The sequence below is a fragment of the Sphingobacterium deserti genome (assembly GCF_000757725.1).
GTDB classification, from domain to species: Bacteria; Bacteroidota; Bacteroidia; order Sphingobacteriales; family Sphingobacteriaceae; genus Sphingobacterium; species Sphingobacterium deserti.
In genome coordinates this window covers 79,916-101,567 of record NZ_JJMU01000062.1, presented here as the reverse complement: position 1 = coordinate 101,567, position 21,652 = coordinate 79,916, and the positions used below count along the sequence as shown (strand labels likewise).

The window sequence follows — 21,652 nt, the reverse complement described above, 5'->3', positions numbered from 1 at the left end:
AAGCTTTCGAGGCGACATGTCGTTTAATAATGGTCAGAAGCAATAAATATAGAATACCTTTCGCATTACGCACTACACATTACTCAATACCAATCCTACCCCTCATCCCTTCCGCCGCATGCCGCGGCAAAGCAAATACTTTTGTAGGGCAAAAGTATTCAAAACCCCGTCGCTTGAAACCTTTGCAGGGAGGGTTTGTGCAATGGCAAATGTCTACATATTGCAAAGCTTTCGAGGCGACATTTCGTTTAATAATGGGAAGAAGCAATAAAGTATGGGAAACTTAAACTGCTCGCACTACGCGATACGCAATACTCAATACGCATTACGCAATACCTCTTCAAATGCGACATGTCGTTTAATAATGCCCCCTGCAATAACTTATCGACCAAAACTTTTCTAAATACTAAGTACTACATACTATCATCTATAAAAGGAAACATTTCGTTTAATACTGGTTAGAAGCATTAAAGTATGGGAAACTTAAACTTCTCGCACTACACAATACGCATTACTCAATACTCAATACTCAATACGCATTACGCAATACCTCTTCAAATGCGACATTTCGTTTAATAATGCCCCCTGCAATAACTTATCGACCAAAACTTTTCTAAATACTAAGTACTACATACTATCATCTATAAAAGGAAACATTTCGTTTAATACTGGTTAGAAGCAATAAAGTATGGGAAACTTAAACTGCTCGCACTACGCGATACTCAATACGCAATACTCAATACGCATTACTCAATACGCATTACTCAATACGCATTACTCAATACGCAATACCACTCCCAATGCGACATAAATACGATCTACTAAATACCAAACTTATAAATATATAGTATCTTTGTTCTGTGGATAAGTTGAAGATCAGCAAAGAACTACTGGAACGCTATGAACTTGGTCAATGTACCAAGGAGGAGGAGGCTACGGTAAGACTTTGGCTGGACGCTGATGATTTAATGCTTGAGGAATCATTAGCTATTGAAGAGGACATTGATACGACGGTTGATCCAGCCATAGCAAGCGTAGAGGCTGACAAAGATTTGGCAATTAAACAGCAACTTTGGCAAAACATCAGTAGCCATACGCTGCACGCCACACCCTTTACGCAAGCAAACGATGCCCCACCTCCCCGCTCTACAAGTCCGCGTGCACTCCGCAAGCAGCCTTTTCAGGCCGCGCAAAAATGGCTCTCCATTGCTGCTGCCGTAGCACTATTTCTTTGCATAAGCTGCTGGACACTTTTCAGCAGAAACAGCCAAGCTGGAAATTTTAAAGCGAGCAACTCCGAACAGCCGCTGATGCTTTGGGAGGAAGATGGCTTCGCGTTGACGTTGAGCCAAAATAGCTCGGCTTCAATTAACCTGCAAAGCGAGAACATCGCCGTATCTGGCGACATACTCTTCACACCTAAACGCGACTTCGTGCTGCACGATAAAAATGGTAAAACAGACTTTGATTTCCGCGAAGGCCAGGTGTATTACATATCTACCCATCCAAATACCAGCAAATTGATGGTATTCTCGCAAAAGGAACTGCAATATTTACCGCCTATCCTGCGCAAACATATTCGCAAGCAGTTTAATCTAACCTAGACTATGCGCTGTACCCGCTCCTTGCCTACCTATCTCATTTCCGTAATCGTAGTCTTTGCGCTCATTAGTCTCAGTGTTTCGTGCAATCCTTCTGGAAAAAAATTAGATCAGAAAGAAGGACAAGATATACTAGCGTCCGACACAATCAATTCCTTTGTACCTGCGTATGCATTGTTTACCAGTAAAGAAGGCAAGAACAAGTTTATTTTTATAGACAGCGGTTGGACACATATAAGCACCGCCCCGATACCTCATGCGGATTTTAACCGGGAGTATATTTTGCGGAAAGGCTACCTCTACCAAGTAAACCCTAAAACGGATTATCTGGTTCAATATCGGATCCATTCGGATGGCTTGCAGGCATTGGATTCTATTCGACTGGTAAATGATAATATAGAGCAGTACCATTGGAAAAATAACTCAGATACCCTATTGCTATGTAACGTAGTACACCAGGGACAGGAATCTGCCCGGCTGTATGAAATAGACACGAAAAACTTCTCGCTGCTTCGCGAAGTGGAATTACCTGTGCCACACGCCGTGAATGATTTCGACATCCTGAGCTTAGGCTTCCTGCAATACCGAAACGATATGTTATGGACAGCCTATGCCTATAGCAAGATGCTTGGCCACACAGCATACACAACAGTAGACACGATGTACTACCGCACACTGGATTTTTCATCGCTTCGCGTGCTTTCCGAAGAAAAAGACACCCGATCGGCCTACCCCGGAGGAATCAATACTATACAATCTTACAGCGGCTTAGCAGAAAATGGCGACTTCTATTTCATGAGCGGACCGGGAATAGCCGCCGGAAACACGATTCATCTGCCTACAGCGATATTTCGACGAAAACATGGTGCGGAAAAAGTTGATAGGCAGTACATGATCAACGTATCAAAGCAAATTTCCAATCATGCCTACGGCTTTTGGTACATAGGCAATAACCGCGCGCTTGTGCGCAGTGAGCAGGCAGATAAGTATGCTGATTTCTCTAATCATCACCTTGTGCATCAATTTGATTATTTTCTGACCGATCTGCATACGGGAAAAATGGAGAAGTTGCCGCTGCCGCTGGATAAGGGGACGCGCAAGGAAAACATGATTCATCAGGGCGACCACTTGTACATCGCCATTGATGATGCAGAAGATAGGCATAGCATATGGCGCTATAATTTAAATAGCAAAGAAGCTACTCGCTTCTTAACTCCTAAATTCCCAATCGATTACCTCCTGAGATTGGATCAAGTTCAATAAATTCCCCTTTTTTTTATCCCTTACCTTCGGGAGAGACACCTATAGGCTACTTTCTTATGTGTCATTAATCTAAATAAGTATATGTTAGGTCTTAAATGGAGACTGAGTCTCCTCCTGTGTATCGTCGTATGCGGAACATACGGTCAGGTCGCGGGCGTAAATGGGTGGGTAAAAAGTAAGGATAATCAAGCACTGGAGGGTGCTACAGTACGCGTTCGGCAGCACGAAATACGAGCTACGCGCACTGACGCCTCCGGACAATATGCTATCGCGAATTTACCCCCTGGGCAATACAGCGTCGAAGCCCAGCTAATGGGCTATAAAAGTCAGCAAAGAACTATTCGAGTTGTTGCGAATGCCCCGATCACGGTAAATTTCAACTTGGAAGAGGCTGCGGAGCATATCGAGCAGGTGGAGGTAACAGGGCAGAGTAAAACGAAAGAAATGCTACAATCTGGCTTTAACGTCAATGTCATCGAGACCAAGCAGTATGCGAACACCAATGCCGACATCAACCAAATATTGAATCGAAGCACGGGTGTTCGTGTACGGGAACAAGGCGGGCTGGGCTCCAATTATTCCTTTTCCATCAACGGAATGTCGGGCAATCACATCAAATTTTTTATCGATGGTGTGCCTATTGAAGCCTATGGCAGCGGTATGTCTTTTAATAATATTCCGGTAAATATTGTGGAGCGTATTGAAGTCTACAAAGGTGTTATTCCAGCGCATCTCACTTCGGACGCACTAGGGGGCGCCGTCAATATCATCACAAAACGCGATCGCCGCAAGTCTATTGATGCCAGCTACAGCTATGGTTCGTTTAACACCCATCGGGCTGCACTAAGTGGCAGCTACACCGATCCGAAAAAAGGGCTACATGTAAATGTAAATTCTTTCTACAATTATTCAGACAACGACTACCGCATGTATAGCAACCCGGCAGCGCGCGTGTACCTGGATGTGGTGAACCCAAGTAACTCCAACCAGTTTGATACCATCGCCTCGGCAAAGCGCTTTCACGATGCTTACCGCTCTTATATGACGCAGGTGGAAGCCGGAATATCCGGTAAACGTTGGGCGGATGTCTTTGTATTGGGCCTCACCTACAATAATGTTTATAATGAAGTACAGACAGGTGCCACGCAGCAAAAAGTATATGGCCACGTGTTTGAAACAAGCCGAAGTATCGTCCCGAGCCTGCGTTACCGCAAGGAAAATTTGTTTACAGATGGCCTGTCCGCTACAATATTTGCCAACTTTGCGAATGATCGCTCTATAGTAACGGATACCAGTTCGTACCGCGTATACCGTTGGGACGGCCGGCCGGACAACTATTTCCCGGAAGCTGGAGAGATTAACCTGACCAAATCCATACAGCATTACAACGGCTATAATAGTCTCGTACAGACAATGCTAAACTACGCGATAAACTCCAAACAAACCGTTAACCTGACGCATTCCTTTACGGGTAACCATCGTAAAAGCTATAACGAGATCGATCCTTTTAACCATACCTTTCGGCAGAACAACCGTGTTAACAGGCATGTGGCGGGATTGAATTACATGCATGATTTCTTTGACAAGAAGTGGCGTAACCAGCTTTTTAGTAAGTATTACCATTTCAGCGGGCAGGTTGAAAATGCAGACAGCTCGAACACTCGGCAGGCTAAAAGCTACCTGGGCTACGGCGCTGCTTCCAGCTACATCTTTAGTAACGGACTGGGTCTTAAAACATCGTATGAACATGCCTACCGTTTACCCACGCTGGTGGAACTTTTCGGAAATGGTGTGGATGTATACCCAAATGCCGGACTCGTGCCGGAAAGTAGCGACAATTATAACTTGGGTGTTTTCTATAACGCCGTCATGCAGGACAAACACGGAATTTATGCCAGCGCGGCAATATTTTACCGAAATGCGGACAATTACATTCACCGCACTCCGCCGGGTGTCGTTTCTGGTTCTTCAGAGAGCTTTAGCCAGTACTACAATTACGGCGGCATTCAGGTAGAAGGTGCAGAAGCAGAGATCACCTATTCCTATGGCAACCTATTGAAATTGACGGCCAACGCCAGTTATGAGAGTGCAGTAGACCGAGAGCAATATGTACGCGGTACAAACCGTGTCAAAGTGACCTACGGCAATCGTCTTCCAGATAAGCCTTGGTTATATGGAAATACCGATTTCATTATTGGTAAGAACGACCTGTTAGGCGCAGGAACCCGTTTAGAATTTAATTGGTTCATGCAATATGTGAACGAATATTCGACTACGTGGTCCAAACTCGGCGACCGTTCCACCAACTATTACATCCCCACGCAGTGGATTCAGAATGTAGGGCTTACCTATTCACTGAAGCAAGGCCTGTATAACTTCACGCTAGAATGCCGCAACCTAACTGACCAGATTGCCTACGATAATTCTAAGCTCCAGAAACCGGGGCGGTCTATCTCAATGAAATTCCGTTACAATTTAAATATTCATTAATTAACACATTTGATATGATCAAATTAGCACACACCAAAAAACGTGTATGGGCGATCGCATTGGCTTTCGCCGCTGTAAGCTTGACAGCAACCTCTTGTAAGAACGACGATGCGCCCGCAGTAGATGAGGTAGTAGATCCTGAATTTGCCGTGATCGTCGGAACTGACAACGGACGCTACATGCTACCTATTGAGAATTTGATGAGTGGCATCATCTCGCCAGTGGGCAAAGGCACAAATGTATCGGACATCTTGACATGGGAAGAAAACCTGATGCAAAAAGGCCGTGATATGTACCACGTAAACCCCGAAGCTAATAAATTTGGAAAATACCGATTCGAAGATGGCGTATTGAAAACCATCCGCGAGATACCCTTTTCTCAGCTCCCTAGTTTGTATCTAGGCTGGCATGCCTGGCTCAGCGACACAGAATTGATGTTTGGCGCACGCTCTAACAATTACTATGCTATCGTTGATGTGGAAAACATGGTGGTGACCAAAAGTGGCGAGTTTGATAAAACCGGTCTTCCAGCTAACCATAGTCGTCGTGTATTTTCGGTGATTCCCCAAGGCAACAAACTATTCTTAGCCTATGGATTGTACAACGAGGAAACAAAAGTACATTATGATAAGTCGTACACCGCAGTAATAGACTACCCAAGCCTGAGCAATTTGCAGGTGACAGGTGAAGATTCCCGATCTGCACCGCTGGGCACGGTACGTAATTCGTACTTCAGCAATTTTCACGATAATGGGTATACCTATATCCTGACGATTCCGATGCCAGTCCTCGGCGGTGGGAAAGCAGCGATGCCAACTGCTATATACCGGGTGAAAGATGGCGAAAGTAAACTTGATCCAAATTACTTCTTTAACATAAGCGCGCAGCGTGGCGGCGACAATCAATTAGGGGTAACTTACATCGGCAACGGAAAGGCTATGCTGATCAGCGCACATGACACGCAGACAAACATCAAAGAATTTAATGACTGGTGGTATGCCGCTATGTGGGAATATCTCATCATTGACGTAAACACCCAACAGGTGGTGAAAAAACTGGATTTCCCACTAGTCGGCAATTCTCGGTCCGGCGTAGTACATAATGGCAAAGCCTACATTGCCGTAAACGATCCGAAAGCAGATGGTGTGTACGTTTGGGAATATGATTCGGCAGCGGATAAACTAACGCGCGGAGCACGTATTGATGGTGCGGATGGTGATACGCCTATGCTCTATCGCCTGAAATAACATATCGTACAACTGACTTAGTATCCTCCTTCCCCGTCCATGGGCAGGAGGATATTTTTTAACACCTATCCTGAAGAGATTTTGTAAACATGAAAAAAATAATAGTAAAGATCAATGCTTGGCTTCATCTTTGGCTGGGACTGGCATCGGGAATTATTGTCGTGATACTCTCTATCACTGGCTGCGCACTCGTATTTGAAGAAGAGATTAAGTACTCTTGGCTATATAGCGTCTCACCGACGAATGGTGCTGCAAATGAATTATTACCACCTAGTGTGCTCTACCAGCGACTTAAGGCGTCACATCCGGATAGGGAAATGGAGAGCTTTTGGTATTATGGGCATGGAAAACCGGTTAAGATAAGTGTGAACCACGGCGATACGCTGCTGTTTGTGAACCCATACAATGCGCGTATTATAGCAGAAGTAGACCATGAAGATTTCTTCCATTTTATGGATGAAGGACATAGGCATTTGTGGCTTCCCCGCGATATCGGGCGGCCCATTGTAGGATGGGCGACACTGCTGTTCTTTGTGATCACCCTCTCGGGCATCGTGTTATGGTGGCCAAAACGTTGGAACAAGCGCATGGTAAAACAAAGCTTAACTATAAATTGGAAGGCAAAATGGAAACGTATCAACTACGACCTGCATAATGTATTGGGGTTTTACTCACTCATATTGGCACTCGTCATGGCTTTTACAGCAATGATGATGTCTTTCCCTTGGTTGCGGAAATCTGTTGTTGAACTAGCCGGCGGCTACCCACGACCGCCGAGACAAACGACCACAGCTGTTGAAAATAAACTCCAAGCTAAAACCGATGCACTCGTGGTTGCAGACGCTATATGGAGCAAAGTTCGCACAAAAATCGCTAGAGAAAACAAAGATGCCGTGATTGTACACATTCCTGAAGAAGACGAGGATGTAGTTTATGCTTGTACAGATATGTATCGAGGTAGCTGGCGCGATCTGCGTTTCGACCGGCATTCGATGGAATTGCTACCTTCCTCGCAAAAACCGATCGGCGAAGCTACTAACGGCGAATGGATCTCCCGTTTAAACTTCGGGCTCCACACGGGATACATCGGCGGCCTCACCACTAAGATTTTATACTTCCTGGCTAGCCTGATCTGTGCGACATTGCCTATTACTGGTTTTTACGTGTGGTGGCATAAACGTAGAAAAACGACTAAAAGCATAAAAAAGTTTAACAAAGCTGTACTGACCTGACGATGCAACCCACTAAAAAGAGCGATAATAGCATGGTTAAGAAGGTGATTATGTTTGAAAAAGGCGGCTTCAGGAAAGTATGGAAACGAAATGTTAGTAAGAGGAAATCTTCGGTTGGTCACTCCGCGTTATCCTGCCTTGATGTTCGCTAACGGTTTTGCCTTAACGCGCACTAACAACTAGCTACTTTTCACTGGAATCAAAAAGCGGAGTTAGTCTATAGCAGAAAGGCCGCTCTCAACAGGATGCTTGCGTTTCGTTTTAATTTCTTGACCTACAAAACTTTTTGCGACGAAGCCCAGCCAAAAAGCATCTTCGGCGCATACGGGTTCTTTATCTTTGCGTTTGAACTCCACAACGCTATCGAGGTCATTAAATTCGAAAGCAATATTGTGCGATGTCTTTATGCCAGCGCCAAATACACTATCATCCAACGCATCTAAAATACCACCTATAATGTCTTCGCTTCCCGTAATTTTCATACCATCCGAACACTATCAAACCGATTTGGTTTTATCAAATGCAGTATTTGTTGTAGAAAGATCCCTGGTAAGCTGCTTATATTATCCGTTGGGTGGAGAATCTTATCCAATTTAAGATGAGAAAAGGTGCAAGCTATCCAGCAGGTTGAAAGACATTCCTGGGATGCCGTGTCTCCCGATAAGCAAAAATCTAATGTCGTGTAACAAACATATAAGCATTTTACTAGTTCTAGGAAGATGGTATATGGAGCGTAAAAAATAGGAAATAGCAAATGGCGCCTAAACAGTGGCGCCATTGCTATTGAGACCAATTTGGTTCTTAATTGCCAAATGAGGCATTTATATTATGTTTGGAGGCATACTGTTCTCCAAGCCCTATCAGATTAACATATTTCTCTTCAAAAGTAGGGGCATAAGTTTGGATGATATTGTCTGACTTTTCACTAATTTCGTTCTCCGATTGCTTTTTATCACACATAGCAGCGAGTTCGAGATAGTCCTTTTTGTATACGGGCAAAACGTAATTAAAAAGCTCCAACGATTTTTGTTTAATAACTTCCCCGTCCTCATCGGGTGCTTCATTATCTTCGATCTTTTTAATAGTTTGTTCGATGTATGCTATTTTTAATTCTACAACCTGCTGTGCCTCATTTCCTTTTTTCTTACTGTCGGGCATATCGGCAAACTCAACTGTTTCAGCAAGCAGGCTTTTTGTATACCGTTCAGAACCAAACTCATGCAAAATATTGGTGTTTAAGATAGTGGTTTGAAAAAACTGATCGGGAGATGGTCGGTTGCAGCTTGTAAAAAATGCGAATACTAAAATGGTAAGGATTAATGGCAACTTAAAAATGGTGTACTTGTTCTTCATGGTAATAAATAATAAATGTTAAGGTGTTAATGTATAGCGATACTTCAGCATCAGAAGCCGTAGGAATTCTGGATTTGGCTTCAGTGTCTATCTGCTATACGGCAAGGCAAACCTTATACAAAAATCAGTCCCGTCGCCAATATTTGCATCGAAAAATCACAAAAAAATACAGCTATCGTTTAGAATGCGAAAATCCCTATCTGCAGTTCGGAGAGTCCCAACGCAATAAGGTAAGCAATTTTAAGGAAAAGCCGTATCCGAGAAGGCTTAGTTACTTCTTCAAAAAGAATATGAGAATAGCCGAAAGCAGTAAAGCCGCAAAGATGCCTATGGACACTATTAGATATAACGCGGCGCCCATTCCTGCTTGCGGATCCGCATTGTTCGCTACCTGCTGCATCGTGCTCGCCAGGTGGTATATCACGCCAAGGTTTCCCAAGAGCATAAGGATAAAAAATACGACAGAACGATGCGTTTTAACACATACCCACAGGATGGGCGTGTATACCACTAGGGTCATCAAGAGCATCAGGCAAATCAATCCTTTATTTGACATATGAAAATGTTTTCGTTATATAATTATAATGCCTCTAAAAGTAGAGCCTTACCTTCTACGGTGATTAGCGAATCTCCTTCACGCTCGTCCAACGTTGTCAGTTGCAGGTGCTCTTCGTTATCCAGCGTATATCGATAATGGTATGCAGAGTCGATTTTGTATAGCGCAAAAGCAGGTTGTGATTTTCCATTCAGCATTATACTCAGTATACGTTCTTCGTTATCGAGTTCATAAGAGCCGATGAGCTTTCCGTTGAACTTTAATCCTTCATTAAGAAATTGCAACGTGTCGGCCACAGGCAGGTCCATATACGCTTGCGTGAAAGTATCGAATTCCTTTCGTAAAATCCAACGTGTGTTTTTCTATGGAGCAGGCTGGATAGCGTCCTGAGAGAAGCGTTCTGGCTCCTTCAGTGATGTAAGATATAGGCAAAATAAAAACGGTAGTAGCAAAATGTGATGTATAACCATTCGTGTTTATTTGATAACAAATATTGCAAGTATAATGATAAATAGACTAAACCTAAATTTAAGTGTGTAAGTTTGTCTAAAACCCACATTCTACAAATGTTTAATTAAGATACTATATCCACTCTTCCAAACATATCATCGCCTTAAGTATAGGTATACTTGCCATTGGAGTTACTATCATCTGGTTTCTAATACAAAGTGTTGAAAAATAATAAGTAAATTAGACTAGCTCTTTGATCTAATTTCCTGCGGGCTCTTCGTCCTTAACAATAACAATTTTTGAGCCGCTCGGCAAACCACGTTTCCTATTCATTTGCTACATTTGCATTTTATTATACCCAAAGAATGGCGACAGCATCTAGTAATAGCCTGACGACAAACACGATAAGTCAGTCAGGTATTTTTCTCTCCTGTTTTACAGAGTACCAAAAAAAATGCTTTCATGCCGTGCCCGAGCATGTGCTGCTCTATCTGTATTCTGGTGAGCAAGTCATCGAAGATGGAAGTAAGATAACAACGATAAAAGCTGGCGAATGTGCTTTTATAAGGCGGAACCATCGTATGCTCATGCACAAGAACAATGTAGGCGAAGAGCATTACAAAGGCATATCCCTAGTGCTTAACCGCAAAGTGCTGCGCGAGATGCACAGCAGAATGAGCAAGAGCGAGATCCCAAAGAACATCGTCTTGATGGAAGACAATGTCCTTAAACTGGAATCTGGCCCGGCAATAATTAGCCTGTTTCAATCGTTATCGCCCTATTTCGATGATCAAACTAAACTCAGTGCGCATGTTGCACAATTGAAAATCCAGGAAGGTATATATGCCCTGCTAAATAATGCAGATAGCTTCTTCCCTATTTTGTTTGATTTTACGGAACCTTGGAAAATCGACATCTTGGAGTTCTTGAACGAAAGCTATATGGACGATCTCCGTATCGAACAAATTGCCGCTTACACAGGACGTAGCCTAGCTACATTCAAGCGAGATTTCAAAAAGATAAGCAACCTCAGCCCACAACGCTGGTTAATCAAAAAACGGTTAGAAGCAGCCTATTTAAAATTGAAGGAAGAAAATAAGAAAGCAAAGGAAGTCTTTGTCGAAGTGGGTTTTAAAAACTATTCACATTTTTCCACCGCTTTCAAGAAGCAATACGGCATTTCGCCCACATCCGTTAGATTTTCCGCATAACTGAGCTTTTAAACAACAGACTTTGAGCCGCAGAGCAATGTGATTATAGGCAGTTAATTGTAAGTTTGATGTTAAATAACTGCGCCCGTTGATGCTGATGAAAACAGTTCAGAAAAATAAGTGTTTCCATAATAGCGCTGTCAACGGGCAGGAACAAACAACAAAAACATAAAAACTATCCTTATGAGTACATTTTCAGTAAAAGCATTCGGGACGGATGCGGCGGAAGCAGATTTAAAGGAAATTAACATTGAACGCAGAGCAGTAACAGCCACTGACGTTGAAATTGAAATTCTGTTTTGCGGAGTCTGTCATTCAGACTTACACACCGCGCGTAACGAGTGGCATAATACCATCTACCCAAACGTTCCGGGTCATGAAATCGTCGGCCGCGTAACCAAGGTTGGTGAGAACGTAAACAAGTTTAAAGTCGGAGACCTTGCGGCCGTGGGCTGTATGGTAGACAGCTGCCGCGAGTGTGAAAGTTGCAAGGAAGGCTTAGAGCAGTATTGTGAGAAGGGCAACATTGGAACGTATAATTCACCGGATGCACATTTAGGTGTGCAAACCTTTGGCGGCTACTCGCAAACCATCGTAGTTGACGAAAGCTACACGCTGCGTGTGCCTGAAAACCTTGATCTTGCAGCTACGGCGCCGCTCCTGTGTGCAGGAATTACAACCTACTCCCCGCTACGTCACTGGAACGTTGGGCCAGGAAAAAAAGTAGGTATCGTTGGCATTGGCGGTCTAGGACATATGGGCGTGAAGCTAGCAAAAGCTATGGGTGCACATGTGGTGGTTATTACAACATCCGCTGCAAAAGTTGAGGACGCCAAACGTCTGGGCGCTGATGAAATTATCTTATCTACCGATGCAGATCAGATGCGTAAAAATGCTGGAAGCCTACACTTTATATTAGATTGTGTATCGGCATCGCACGACATCAACGCGTATTTAAGCCTATTGAAGCGAGATGGTTCCCTGACATTAGTTGGTGCGCCGGAAAACCCGCTACCTGTAGCACCATTTAGCCTCATCCCGGCACGTAAAAGCTTCTCTGGATCCATGATCGGCGGCATCAAGGAGACGCAGGAAATGTTAGATTTTTGCGGTGAGCACAACATCACTTCGGATATTGAACTTATAAATATGCAGGACATTAATAGCGCTTACGAGCGATTACTTAAAGGTGATGTCAAATACCGTTTTGTGATTGATATGGCTTCACTGAAAAATTAAGCATTCTTAAGCATTTAACTATTATTCAACAGCAATATCAAAAAGTCCCTGCTCCGCGGTAAAACCGACGGGCAGGGACTTTGTCAGTTTAGGCTTCTTGGCATTATGCTTTTACGCGTTTGATTATTGGCAAAACTTACTGCTATTTCTCATAAAGATTCTTTCAGGAAAACCCGTCAAAAATTAATACTTTAGCAAGATAAGTCTATGTCTGAACCAAAACTTTTACTATATGTCGCTTGATTTTAAAAGCTTTATTGAATACGTTGGAAAGAGAAATCCCAACGAACCCGAATTTTTACAGGCCGTAACTGAGGTAACCGAAGACGTTATCCCCTATTTAAATGAATATCATCCAGAATGGAATGATCTTAAAATATTAGAACGTATGGTTGAACCTGAACGCGTTATTTCCTTTCGTGTCAGCTGGTTGAATGACAATAACGAGGTACAGGTGAACCGTGGCTACCGCGTGCAAATGAATAGCGCTATTGGACCGTACAAAGGAGGACTGCGTTTTTCTCCTACTGTCAACCTCAGCATATTAAAGTTCTTAGCCTTCGAACAGGTTTTTAAAAACAGCTTGACAGGCATCCCTTTGGGCGGCGGCAAAGGTGGATCCGACTTTGACCCCAAAGGAAAGTCGGATGCAGAAATTATGCGTTTTTGCCAAAGTTTTATGACAGAGCTCTTTCGCCATGTGGGCTCCGAAACAGATGTTCCAGCAGGCGATATTGGAGTTGGTGAGCGCGAGATAGGCTATCTCTTTGGGCAATACAAACGTCTTCAAAATGCTTTCACTGGAGTATTAACTGGCAAAGGGAAAGCTTGGGGCGGGTCCAATATTCGTCCAGAAGCAACGGGCTATGGATTGCTCTATCTTGTGCAAGAGATATTAAAACACAACAACGATGCGCTCACCGGTAAGCAGGTTGCTATTTCCGGTGCTGGAAATGTCGCTTACTTTGCTGCGGAGAAGGCGCTGCAGCTTGGCGCAAAAGTTATTACCCTATCGAACAGTACGGGTACACTTTACGACCCAGAAGGTTTTGATAGCGATAAACTGGCACATATCAATACATTAGGGCGCGATATAAACGAGTATACTAAAAGATACGGTTCAGCTTCGTTCCACACCGATAAGAAACCATGGCATTTTGCTTGTGATATCGCACTACCTTGCGCCACGCAGAATGAGCTTGATGCGAAAGATGCCAAGTTGTTGCTCGAGCAAGGATGTATTTGTATAGCGGAGGGCGCAAACATGCCTTCTACAGCTGAAGCTATCCATATCTTTCAGGACGCGAAAGTCTACTTCGCCCCTGGCAAAGCAGCTAATGCTGGTGGTGTAGCCGTATCAGGATTAGAAATGTCACAAAACTGGATTGGCGAGCAATGGACACGCGAAGAGGTGGATAGCAAACTGCAGGGAATTATGGCACGTATCCACGAAACATGCGTGGAATATGGTAAGGAAAAAGGCCAGCATATCAACTATCTTAAAGGAGCGAATATCGGCGGATTCATTAAGGTAGCCTCCGCGATGAAAGCACAAGGGCTAGTTTAGTAATAGATCAATCAATTTTGATTCTTCGATTTTGACATCTGACTTATAACTTTTGACTTTTTAATTTGTCATTTTTGACTTTTCAATTTTGACTTTTCAATTTTGACTTTTTAATTTGTCACTTTTGACTTATTACTTTTGAATTTTTACTTTTTACTTTTTAAAATGCGCATCATAGCTGAACTTCCCCATCCCGATTGTAAAATATCCATTTTCGCCATGAATCAAAAGTTTATTATAAAATTTGAGCAGGGCACGTTAGAGCAGTCTTACAAAGTTGCAGAGACAGATGTTATCGGTGGAGTGAACGGTGTATTCGAGCTTTTAGATGATACATTCATCCAAGCTGTACTAGACAGTTTTAACGTAATGCGGGCATCATTTATAGAAGCCTATAAACGTTATGAATCTTGATTTAGTATCTATACACATAATCATCACAAGTATTTGATTAACAATAAGTAATATAAGATTAAAGAAGGGAGCAGAATAATATTCTGCTCCCTTCTTTATTGACAAACGAATCGGAAAGATTTACATGAATAAAATATTTAGATAATATTTCATAAATCACTCGTAACCAACGATAAAAATGTACATTCCGAATATTATTCTGTCAACAATTTGCGCAAAATTGCGACCCCTTCCGTAGCCGTTGCTGCTATGCGCTTGATACCGGAGTCAAAGCCTAATGCTTCTGCGTTTGGATCGATTAAGAACACCTCACAGCCCGGTCGGACTTCATACAGCAAATTTGCAGCTGGGTATACCTGCAAAGAAGTCCCAATGACGACAAATATATCGGCTTCTCTAGTCAAGCGCGCAGCCCGCTCCAAATTTGGAACAGCTTCACCAAACCATACAACATGCGGCCGCAGTTGTGAACCAAGTTCGCAAGTATCGCCTATGCTGATTGTATCAGTATCCATCTCGTATACGAAACGCGGATTGAGGGAAGATTGGGCCTTACGTATCTCGCCATGTAAATGCAATACATTTTTACTACCAGCACGTTCATGCAGATCATCTATATTCTGTGTGATGATCTGTACTTGAAAATCATTCTCCAATTCCCGAAGTGCCAAGTGTGCCGCATTCGGATTTGCTGCGATACATTGCTGCCGTCTGGTATTGTAAAATTCCAAAACCTTTTTGACGTCTTTCTTCCAACCGTCAGGAGTTGCTACCTCTTCTATATTGTACCCTTCCCAGAGTCCGCCCGAGCCCCTGAAAGTTTTCAATCCGCTTTCTGCCGATATACCGGCACCAGTAAAAACTACTAAATTTTTAGCCATAATTTTTGTATAACAACAAAGTTAATAATTTGCTACAGCAACAATGACTATTGCATCGGCGCCGCTAATATCTATAGCACGTTATCCCACGCCCTTCTTTTTCACGAAGCAGCAAGGTACATCTATTGCAGCTAAAGTAGCAAGAACGCATCACTCCCTACTACCGAATGAAAACCTAGCCAAGCGCTTCGAAAGACAGATCCTATTTTACGAAGCCCCTCCCAAATACTACTTCTAACGCAAAAAGGGCGACCATTATATATGGTCGCCACATCCTTATTCTTTCACGATTAACGCAAAACAAATGATTTCACACTACATTTACTATTTAACGAAGTGTCTGTGTTCGATGATTGTGACATCCTTTTCATCGCTCTCACCGGATGCGTCCAAAGCGCCCTTTACGGCACACTTACCCGTGATTCCGCGCGTAACTAATGCCGCTCCCAAGGTGAGACATGATACTGCAGTTAGAGGCTTCTTCAAAACACGCTTAACCGCACATCCCAAAATAAAGCCGCCGGCTACTACAGACAGGACACGTTCTGAATTCGATATTTGACCGTGCTCACAAGCTTCATCTATTTTTTCTTTAACCTTATCAATTGTTAGATCTAAAATTCCCATAGCTTTAGTTTTATTAGGATAACAGTCAGCCAATTTAAAATGTTTTACGGCATTTGTAAAACTTCCCAATTTTTCGTAAAATCGATAACGCAATTATATACACATGCAGGTAAAAAAATATTCGGGTGAGCTTGTTCCCTTCGACCCAAATAGCTTAAGGCATTCCCTATTTCGTTCCGGAGCTACTGAATCGCAAGTGGAACACGTGTATAAGGAGATCCAAAGCAAGCTTTATGACGGCATCAGTACAGGCGAATTGTATGAGATGGCCTTCGACAGCCTGAAACAGCAGAAGGGTGCGCACGCCGCACGCTACGCTTTGAAAAAAGCACTTCAAGAATTAGGTCCCGAAGGTTTCTATTTTGAGCGATGGATAGGGAAATTATTCGCGGATGATGGTTATCAAACGACCACCAGCCAAACCATTCAAGGCCGTGCGATAACGCACGAAATAGATGTCATCGCATCGAAAGGTAATGAACTCCTAGCTATTGAATGCAAATTTCGCAACGACGTGGATGCTAAGATATCTGTCACCACCCCCATGTATTTCTTATCGCGTCTGCATGATATTAAGGGGATGCGTTATACATTTTTTGGAAAGTCACAGGAAATAACGGATGGCTGGTTGGTGACGAATGCCCATTTAACACTAGATTCCAAAACGTTTGGCTCCTATTATAAATTAAACTTACTGGCCTGGGATTATCCTCCAGAAAAAAGTATTAAAGAGCGTGTTGACCATAAAGGACTTTACCCCATCACCTGCCTTACTACTTTAGCAAAACTCGATAAAGCTACACTATTAAAAAACGAATGCATATTGGTGCAAGACTTAATACACATACCAAAGTTTCTCGACCATTTGCAGGCAGATAATGAAAAACGTAAGCGAATTATGCAGGAAGCTAGTGAACTTCTCCATACAGCTATCGAACGTTAGTAACTTTATTTCACACAAAACAAGGGTCACTTTTCATCTTTCCTCGGATTTTATGAAAAGCGGTTCGCTTTTTGCACTACAATTTTGTTTACCAAACAAAAAAAGTTATATTATCGAAATTATAAATTTAAAATGATTAGGTTATGAGAAAAGCAAGTCTTTTAATATTATTTAGTTACTTATCCCTTGCTATCCAAGCACAGTCGAAGCATATTGCGTCGGTGACATCTCAGGAAACATCGCCTACCGCCGCTATCATTGTTGGAGTAGTTATATTGATTGTTATTATTATTGTTTTATACCGCAGACAAAAGCGGAAATTTAACGATTAAAAAGAAAAGCTGTGGAAATTTCCACAGCTTTTCTTTTTAATCCACTCGTTTAAGACCGAATTTCTCTATCTTATGGTATAAATGACTTCGTTGAATACCTATTTCATCGGCAGTCTTCGAAACATTCCATGCATTTTTATCAAGTTTGAAGTTTATGTATTCTTTTTCAGCATGATCTTTAAATTCTTGGAAAGACTCAAAAACATCAAATTCAAATCCACCACCTCCATTTTTAGCCTCACTTACATTACCGGCTGCTCCAGGCTGTTTCGACGGATTAGCGTAAAGACTAACATCACGATCGGTGATCTTCTTATCGCTTAAAATAACTAGACGCTCAATCATGTTACGTAGCTCACGAATATTTCCTGTCCAAGGCAAGGCTTGTAATGCCTGCATAGCCTGCACTGTAATCTCTTTGGTAGGGATGTTGTAGTCGCCACAAATTTCTTCACAAAAACTGGTCGCAATAAGTGGAATATCATCTGAACGCTCGTTTAACGAAGGTACATGTATCAGGATAACACTTAGGCGGTGGTAAAGGTCCATACGGAAATTACCGGCATCGATCTCCTTCAATAGGTCTTTATTCGTTGCTGCAATAACACGCACATTAACATCAATTTCCTTTTCGCCACCTACACGCGTGATTTTATTTTCCTGCAATGCACGCAGCACCTTAGCTTGTGCGGAAAGGCTCATGTCGCCAATCTCATCGAGAAAGAGTGTACCGTTGTTCGCTTGTTCAAATTTACCAATACGTTGTTTTACAGCCGAGGTAAATGATCCCTTTTCATGTCCGAAAAGTTCTGATTCAATAAGTTCAGAAGGAATAGCCGCACAATTCACCTCCACCAGTGGCGATGTAGAACGATTGGACTTCTCGTGCAACCAGCGTGCAACAAGCTCTTTACCAGATCCATTTTCTCCGGTCACCAAAACTCGTGCATCAGTCGGCGCGACGCGTTCGATGGTTTCTTTAATCAATCGGATACCGGAAGATGCTCCTAAAATTTCCTTCGTTTTGGAAACCTTTTTCTTTAACACCTTGGTTTCCTTAACCAGCGTACCTTTTTCCAGCGCGTTGCGCACCGTAATCAGTAAACGGTTAAGATCTAGGGGTTTTTCTAGAAAGTCATAAGCACCTCTACGGGCAGCCTCAACCGCCGTTTCGATCGTGCCATGACCTGAAATCATGATAAACGGCGTATCCGTGATCTCCTGCGCAGCAGTGAGCACTTCCATGCCGTCCATTTTGTTCATTTTGATATCGCAAAGCACCAAGTCGATTTTTTCTTTCTTTAGTACCTCCAGACCTTCAAGCCCGTTATCAACGTCCAAAACTTTGTAATCTTCATATTCTAATATATCACGCAGTGAACTCCGTATTGGACGTTCATCGTCGATAATCAGGATTGTTGTCATATATTTTTTTCTTGGTAATAGTCAAACAAAATAGTAAATAATGGAATAATTTACAAAAAAGAAGCAAACCTTGTAAGCCGGGTTCTGTATCCTTTGCAGGATTTCTATCATTTATCTAGACTTACATTCACATGTAAGCTCCATCAACCTACCCATTGCGAATACCGTCGAGACGATAGAAGACGAGCAGCCCTCACCTTCGCAACCTATTTGGTTTTTCAACACACGAGGTTTACCGTAATGCATGTCGCCATACAATACCGTGAGCTCTTACCTCACGTTTTCACCCTTACTACAGAAAACTGTAGCGGTATATTTTCTGTGGCACTTTCTGTCTCTCAAAGTTTAAGAGCCTTCCCGTTAGGAAGCGTGTTGCTCTATGTTGCCCGGACTTTCCTCTTTCCTATAATACAAGGACAGCGATAGAACCAGTTTGCTTCAGCTGCAAAGGTACTATTTTTAGTCTGAATGCCTAATTTTTTAAATGGCGTTTTGCTGGAGCTGTTTCCGCCGTATTTAGAAGATAAAACGGAGGTATTTGATATCAATATTACAGATCTTGTGCGATGGCATAGCCGGATGCCCATGCCCACTGGAAATTAAAACCACCAAGCCAGCCCGTCACGTCAACCGCCTCGCCACCGAAGTATAACCCTTTAAATTTTTTGCTTTCCAATGTCTTTGCGTCAAGCTCGTCTGTTGCAATGCCGCCCCGCATGACCTCCGCTTTATCATAGCCCTTGTCCCCGGCTGGTTTCACCTCAAAATGGTGAATGGTTTCCCAAATTAATTTGGCATCGGCTTTACTAAGTGAAGCAATCTTTAGATCAATAGGTAAAAACTTACCAAGCGCCTCCACCATCTTCTTTGTAAAATGCATTTGCAATAGCTGGCTCACGGTACGCTTGCCTCCTGCTGCTCGTTCCTCTTTGATGAGCGTATTCATATCCCGATGCGGCAAAAGATTGATGGTAAACAGTTCGCCTGCTCTCCAATAGGAAGAGAGTTGTAATATAGCGGGACCGCTCAATCCCCAGTGCGTAAAAAGAATGTTCTCTTCAAATGTAATATGCTTGTTAGAGACCCGGGAAAAAACTGCATTACCAGCTAAGGATGCGTACCAGTTGGCATCTTTTCCGGTAATAGTTAAAGGCACGAGTGCCGGGGCGGTATCTACAATACGAATATCAAATTTCCGTGCTGTACGTAGCGCGAAATCCGAGGCGCCCAGCTTTGCTACAGGCAAACCACCGGAAGCGATGACAACCTTTTTACTGACGATACGCCGCTCTCTGCCCTCATGCATCAATGTGACCACGTAGGCTCCTCCATCCTGGTCGATAGCTTTTACCTCTGCATTCAGCCAAACATCTTGTTGGGTCTCAAACATCAGCTTGGTGAAGACGGCGACAATATCCTTCGCTTTATTCGATCGGGGAAAAAGTTGTCCTAATGTTTTTTCTTCGCCGATGATGTTTCCAAAAGATTTAAAGAACTGTATGGTGTCGTCTACAGTCCATTTTGAAAATGCCGCATGAAGAAAATCGGGATTTTCTGAGACAAAGTTGTGGATGTCGGTATGAAGGTTGGTGTAATTGCATCGGCCACCGCCGGAAATAAGGATTTTTGCGCCTACTTTATCATTTTTTTCCAATAACAATGTCCGCTTACCCAACAGCCCCGCCTGCGCAGCACACATAAGTCCACAGGCGCCGCCGCCAATAATCAATCCATCATAATCCATTAATAGGCGCGTAATGTATCTTTTAAGGAGATTGCTTTCTTCTCTCTCCAGGATTCTTCTGCAGCTTCCAATACCCGGATAACATCTCTGCCCTGTTCCGCAGTAATCAGTAGCGGCGCCCCTCCGTTAAGAAATGTAGCAACATTTGCGTAAAAATCAGGACCAGAGCCAAGCTCACTTTCAACTGTCTTCTCCGCATCCTTTCCCTTATCCAGTATGGATAGACGACCGTGATTTACAGCATCTTCCCGTCCCCAGTTCGCCACCTCGTGCGGCAATATTCCGGCTCTTAGTAATTCTTCCTGTGGATCTGTGCCCGGCTTGACGAACGAACCGTTCCAGCCATAAAGAGCATAACGGGCCGTAGGTTCTTTTGCTAACATTTGTCCTTTAAGCGATACTTTGAGCTGTGGGTAGCTTAAAATAAACTCGAAATCATCAACAGCTTTCGCGCCCTCTCGCTGTTTCCGTAGATCTGCAAAAATCCACTCTGGAGCGCCAAAAAGCTGAAGCGCCTGGTCCAGTAGGTGCGCGCCGAGATCGTAATGAATGCCCGAACCCGGAAGATCTTCCTCCCGCCAAGCCCCTACTCTCAGGTAGTTTCGAAAACGATCGTAGCGGGCTTCATAGTTTACCAACGGGCCCAATACGCCAGATTGAATGACTTTTGAAACGGTTTTGAAATCGGAATGGAAGCGAGCATTATGATGTACCGTTAATAGTAGCCCCTTTTCTTTGGCTAGATCAATAAGTTCATCAGCTTCCGCACTAGTATTGGTGAATGGCTTTTCTACCACCACATGTTTACCAGCTTGCAAAGCTTGCTTAGCCAAAGCGTAATGCACATCGTTGGATGTAGCCACGACCACCAACTCCACCAAGCTGTCGTTTATGATATCCTCTGCACTTTCTACCGCAATAGCTTGCGGATAACGCGTCGCTAAGAGCTTCTTTTGCTCATCTTTCCTGGCCGTTACCTTATAAAGCTCCAGCTGTGGGTTTCCAGCAATAAACGGTGCATGAAAAACCTGCCCTCCAATCGAAAACCCGATAAGTCCAATTTTTATCTTCTTCATG

The 21,652-nt window shown here is 43.2% G+C and carries 21 protein-coding genes and 1 other RNA gene; 12 read left to right on the top strand and 10 right to left on the bottom strand.

Going from position 1 to position 21,652, the window contains the following annotated elements:
• The first annotated feature begins 860 nt into the window (after window positions 1-860).
• The 5 genes from DI53_RS16550 to DI53_RS16530 all read left to right on the top strand — a co-directional run bounded on the left by DI53_RS16550 (window position 861) and on the right by DI53_RS16530 (window position 7,833).
• Window positions 861-1,604 (top strand): hypothetical protein, encoded by a 744-nt coding sequence (locus tag DI53_RS16550; RefSeq protein WP_037502321.1) that lies wholly within the window; start codon window positions 861-863, stop codon window positions 1,602-1,604.
• Between the two features lie 3 nt (window positions 1,605-1,607).
• A complete protein-coding gene (locus DI53_RS16545; protein ID WP_037502318.1) occupies window positions 1,608-2,864 on the top strand; it encodes a hypothetical protein in 1,257 nt (418 codons plus the stop codon).
• 81 nt (window positions 2,865-2,945) lie between these two features.
• Window positions 2,946-5,354 (top strand): TonB-dependent receptor domain-containing protein, encoded by a 2,409-nt coding sequence (locus DI53_RS16540; RefSeq protein WP_037502313.1) that lies wholly within the window; start codon window positions 2,946-2,948, stop codon window positions 5,352-5,354.
• Window positions 5,355-5,368: 14 nt separating this feature from the next.
• The gene (locus tag DI53_RS16535) at window positions 5,369-6,601 is read left to right on the top strand and encodes a hypothetical protein (protein ID WP_052072499.1); all 1,233 of its coding nucleotides are present in this window, start codon (window positions 5,369-5,371) and stop codon (window positions 6,599-6,601) included.
• 89 nt (window positions 6,602-6,690) lie between these two features.
• Window positions 6,691-7,833, top strand: a complete 1,143-nt coding sequence (locus DI53_RS16530; protein ID WP_037502311.1) for a PepSY-associated TM helix domain-containing protein — start codon at window positions 6,691-6,693, stop codon at window positions 7,831-7,833.
• Window positions 7,834-8,045: 212 nt separating this feature from the next.
• On the opposite strand, the gene DI53_RS16525 is transcribed toward DI53_RS16530, so the two are convergent.
• The 4 genes from DI53_RS16525 to DI53_RS16510 form a co-directional block, all read right to left on the bottom strand.
• On the bottom strand, window positions 8,046-8,315 hold the full coding sequence (locus DI53_RS16525; RefSeq protein WP_037502308.1) for a hypothetical protein: 270 nt from the start codon (window positions 8,313-8,315) through the stop codon (window positions 8,046-8,048).
• 319 nt (window positions 8,316-8,634) lie between these two features.
• Window positions 8,635-9,186, bottom strand: coding sequence for a hypothetical protein (locus DI53_RS16520; protein WP_037502305.1), 552 nt, complete (start codon window positions 9,184-9,186; stop codon window positions 8,635-8,637).
• A 271-nt stretch (window positions 9,187-9,457) separates the two neighbouring features.
• Window positions 9,458-9,742 carry a hypothetical protein gene (locus DI53_RS16515; protein ID WP_131555333.1) on the bottom strand — a complete coding sequence of 95 codons (285 nt, stop codon included), beginning with the start codon at window positions 9,740-9,742 and terminating at the stop codon, window positions 9,458-9,460.
• A 23-nt stretch (window positions 9,743-9,765) separates the two neighbouring features.
• Window positions 9,766-10,050 carry an SH2 domain-containing protein gene (locus DI53_RS16510; RefSeq protein WP_037502298.1) on the bottom strand — a complete coding sequence of 95 codons (285 nt, stop codon included), beginning with the start codon at window positions 10,048-10,050 and terminating at the stop codon, window positions 9,766-9,768.
• Between the two features lie 507 nt (window positions 10,051-10,557).
• On the opposite strand from DI53_RS16510, the gene DI53_RS16505 reads away from it, so the two are divergent.
• From DI53_RS16505 to DI53_RS16490, 4 genes are all read left to right on the top strand, one after another.
• Window positions 10,558-11,403 carry a helix-turn-helix domain-containing protein gene (locus DI53_RS16505; protein ID WP_052072498.1) on the top strand — a complete coding sequence of 282 codons (846 nt, stop codon included), beginning with the start codon at window positions 10,558-10,560 and terminating at the stop codon, window positions 11,401-11,403.
• A gap of 183 nt (window positions 11,404-11,586) precedes the next feature.
• Window positions 11,587-12,642 carry an NAD(P)-dependent alcohol dehydrogenase gene (locus tag DI53_RS16500; protein ID WP_037502295.1) on the top strand — a complete coding sequence of 352 codons (1,056 nt, stop codon included), beginning with the start codon at window positions 11,587-11,589 and terminating at the stop codon, window positions 12,640-12,642.
• Window positions 12,643-12,874: 232 nt separating this feature from the next.
• Window positions 12,875-14,209 (top strand): NADP-specific glutamate dehydrogenase, encoded by a 1,335-nt coding sequence (gene gdhA, locus DI53_RS16495; protein ID WP_037502292.1) that lies wholly within the window; start codon window positions 12,875-12,877, stop codon window positions 14,207-14,209.
• A 165-nt stretch (window positions 14,210-14,374) separates the two neighbouring features.
• Window positions 14,375-14,623 (top strand): hypothetical protein, encoded by a 249-nt coding sequence (locus tag DI53_RS16490; protein ID WP_037502288.1) that lies wholly within the window; start codon window positions 14,375-14,377, stop codon window positions 14,621-14,623.
• Window positions 14,624-14,817: 194 nt separating this feature from the next.
• On the opposite strand, the gene DI53_RS16485 is transcribed toward DI53_RS16490, so the two are convergent.
• Window positions 14,818-15,504 (bottom strand): SIR2 family NAD-dependent protein deacylase, encoded by a 687-nt coding sequence (locus tag DI53_RS16485; protein WP_037502285.1) that lies wholly within the window; start codon window positions 15,502-15,504, stop codon window positions 14,818-14,820.
• Window positions 15,505-15,547: 43 nt separating this feature from the next.
• Between DI53_RS16485 and DI53_RS16480 the strand changes: the two genes are divergently transcribed.
• Window positions 15,548-15,742: a hypothetical protein gene (locus tag DI53_RS16480; protein ID WP_037502282.1), complete on the top strand. Its 195-nt coding sequence runs from the start codon at window positions 15,548-15,550 to the stop codon at window positions 15,740-15,742.
• A gap of 86 nt (window positions 15,743-15,828) precedes the next feature.
• Here DI53_RS16480 and DI53_RS16475 read toward each other — a convergent pair whose 3' ends face one another.
• Entirely contained in the window at window positions 15,829-16,164 is a 336-nt protein-coding gene (locus tag DI53_RS16475) for a YgaP-like transmembrane domain (RefSeq protein ID WP_241462455.1), read from the bottom strand.
• A gap of 70 nt (window positions 16,165-16,234) precedes the next feature.
• Here DI53_RS16475 and DI53_RS16470 point away from each other — a divergent pair, with 70 nt between their 5' ends.
• Window positions 16,235-17,074: an ATP cone domain-containing protein gene (locus DI53_RS16470; protein WP_037502280.1), complete on the top strand. Its 840-nt coding sequence runs from the start codon at window positions 16,235-16,237 to the stop codon at window positions 17,072-17,074.
• Window positions 17,075-17,217: 143 nt separating this feature from the next.
• Window positions 17,218-17,406, top strand: a complete 189-nt coding sequence (locus DI53_RS16465) for an LPXTG cell wall anchor domain-containing protein (protein ID WP_037502277.1) — start codon at window positions 17,218-17,220, stop codon at window positions 17,404-17,406.
• A gap of 36 nt (window positions 17,407-17,442) precedes the next feature.
• On the opposite strand, the gene DI53_RS16460 is transcribed toward DI53_RS16465, so the two are convergent.
• From DI53_RS16460 to DI53_RS16450, 4 genes are all read right to left on the bottom strand, one after another.
• Window positions 17,443-18,831 carry a sigma-54-dependent transcriptional regulator gene (locus DI53_RS16460; protein ID WP_037502274.1) on the bottom strand — a complete coding sequence of 463 codons (1,389 nt, stop codon included), beginning with the start codon at window positions 18,829-18,831 and terminating at the stop codon, window positions 17,443-17,445.
• Between the two features lie 57 nt (window positions 18,832-18,888).
• An RNA gene (gene rnpB, locus DI53_RS19740) (RNase P RNA component class A) lies at window positions 18,889-19,270 on the bottom strand.
• Window positions 19,271-19,381: 111 nt separating this feature from the next.
• Window positions 19,382-20,575, bottom strand: coding sequence for a BaiN/RdsA family NAD(P)/FAD-dependent oxidoreductase (locus tag DI53_RS16455; protein WP_037502271.1), 1,194 nt, complete (start codon window positions 20,573-20,575; stop codon window positions 19,382-19,384).
• Entirely contained in the window at window positions 20,575-21,651 is a 1,077-nt protein-coding gene (locus tag DI53_RS16450; RefSeq protein ID WP_037502267.1) for a Gfo/Idh/MocA family oxidoreductase, read from the bottom strand. Before DI53_RS16450 ends, DI53_RS16455 begins: the two co-directional genes overlap by 1 nt.
• Window position 21,652: the final 1 nt, after the last annotated feature.

Bases quoted from the DNA above. Each gene is read 5' to 3' on its own strand.
- DI53_RS16510 (WP_037502298.1), bottom strand. From the start codon at position 10,050: ATGGACCTGCCTGTGGCCGACACGTTGCAATTTCTTAATGAAGGATTA.
- gdhA (WP_037502292.1), top strand. From the start codon at position 12,875: ATGTCGCTTGATTTTAAAAGCTTTATTGAATACGTTGGAAAGAGAAAT.
- DI53_RS16515 (WP_131555333.1), bottom strand. From the start codon at position 9,742: ATGTCAAATAAAGGATTGATTTGCCTGATGCTCTTGATGACCCTAGTG.
- DI53_RS16490 (WP_037502288.1), top strand. From the start codon at position 14,375: ATGCGCATCATAGCTGAACTTCCCCATCCCGATTGTAAAATATCCATT.
- DI53_RS16480 (WP_037502282.1), top strand. From the start codon at position 15,548: ATGACTATTGCATCGGCGCCGCTAATATCTATAGCACGTTATCCCACG.
- DI53_RS16500 (WP_037502295.1), top strand. From the start codon at position 11,587: ATGAGTACATTTTCAGTAAAAGCATTCGGGACGGATGCGGCGGAAGCA.
- DI53_RS16460 (WP_037502274.1), bottom strand. From the start codon at position 18,831: ATGACAACAATCCTGATTATCGACGATGAACGTCCAATACGGAGTTCA.
- DI53_RS16520 (WP_037502305.1), bottom strand. From the start codon at position 9,186: ATGAAGAACAAGTACACCATTTTTAAGTTGCCATTAATCCTTACCATT.
- DI53_RS16545 (WP_037502318.1), top strand. From the start codon at position 1,608: ATGCGCTGTACCCGCTCCTTGCCTACCTATCTCATTTCCGTAATCGTA.
- DI53_RS16535 (WP_052072499.1), top strand. From the start codon at position 5,369: ATGATCAAATTAGCACACACCAAAAAACGTGTATGGGCGATCGCATTG.
- DI53_RS16530 (WP_037502311.1), top strand. From the start codon at position 6,691: ATGAAAAAAATAATAGTAAAGATCAATGCTTGGCTTCATCTTTGGCTG.
- DI53_RS16540 (WP_037502313.1), top strand. From the start codon at position 2,946: ATGTTAGGTCTTAAATGGAGACTGAGTCTCCTCCTGTGTATCGTCGTA.
- DI53_RS16455 (WP_037502271.1), bottom strand. From the start codon at position 20,575: ATGGATTATGATGGATTGATTATTGGCGGCGGCGCCTGTGGACTTATG.
- DI53_RS16470 (WP_037502280.1), top strand. From the start codon at position 16,235: ATGCAGGTAAAAAAATATTCGGGTGAGCTTGTTCCCTTCGACCCAAAT.
- DI53_RS16465 (WP_037502277.1), top strand. From the start codon at position 17,218: ATGAGAAAAGCAAGTCTTTTAATATTATTTAGTTACTTATCCCTTGCT.
- DI53_RS16505 (WP_052072498.1), top strand. From the start codon at position 10,558: ATGGCGACAGCATCTAGTAATAGCCTGACGACAAACACGATAAGTCAG.
- DI53_RS16450 (WP_037502267.1), bottom strand. From the start codon at position 21,651: ATGAAGAAGATAAAAATTGGACTTATCGGGTTTTCGATTGGAGGGCAG.
- DI53_RS16525 (WP_037502308.1), bottom strand. From the start codon at position 8,315: ATGAAAATTACGGGAAGCGAAGACATTATAGGTGGTATTTTAGATGCG.
- DI53_RS16485 (WP_037502285.1), bottom strand. From the start codon at position 15,504: ATGGCTAAAAATTTAGTAGTTTTTACTGGTGCCGGTATATCGGCAGAA.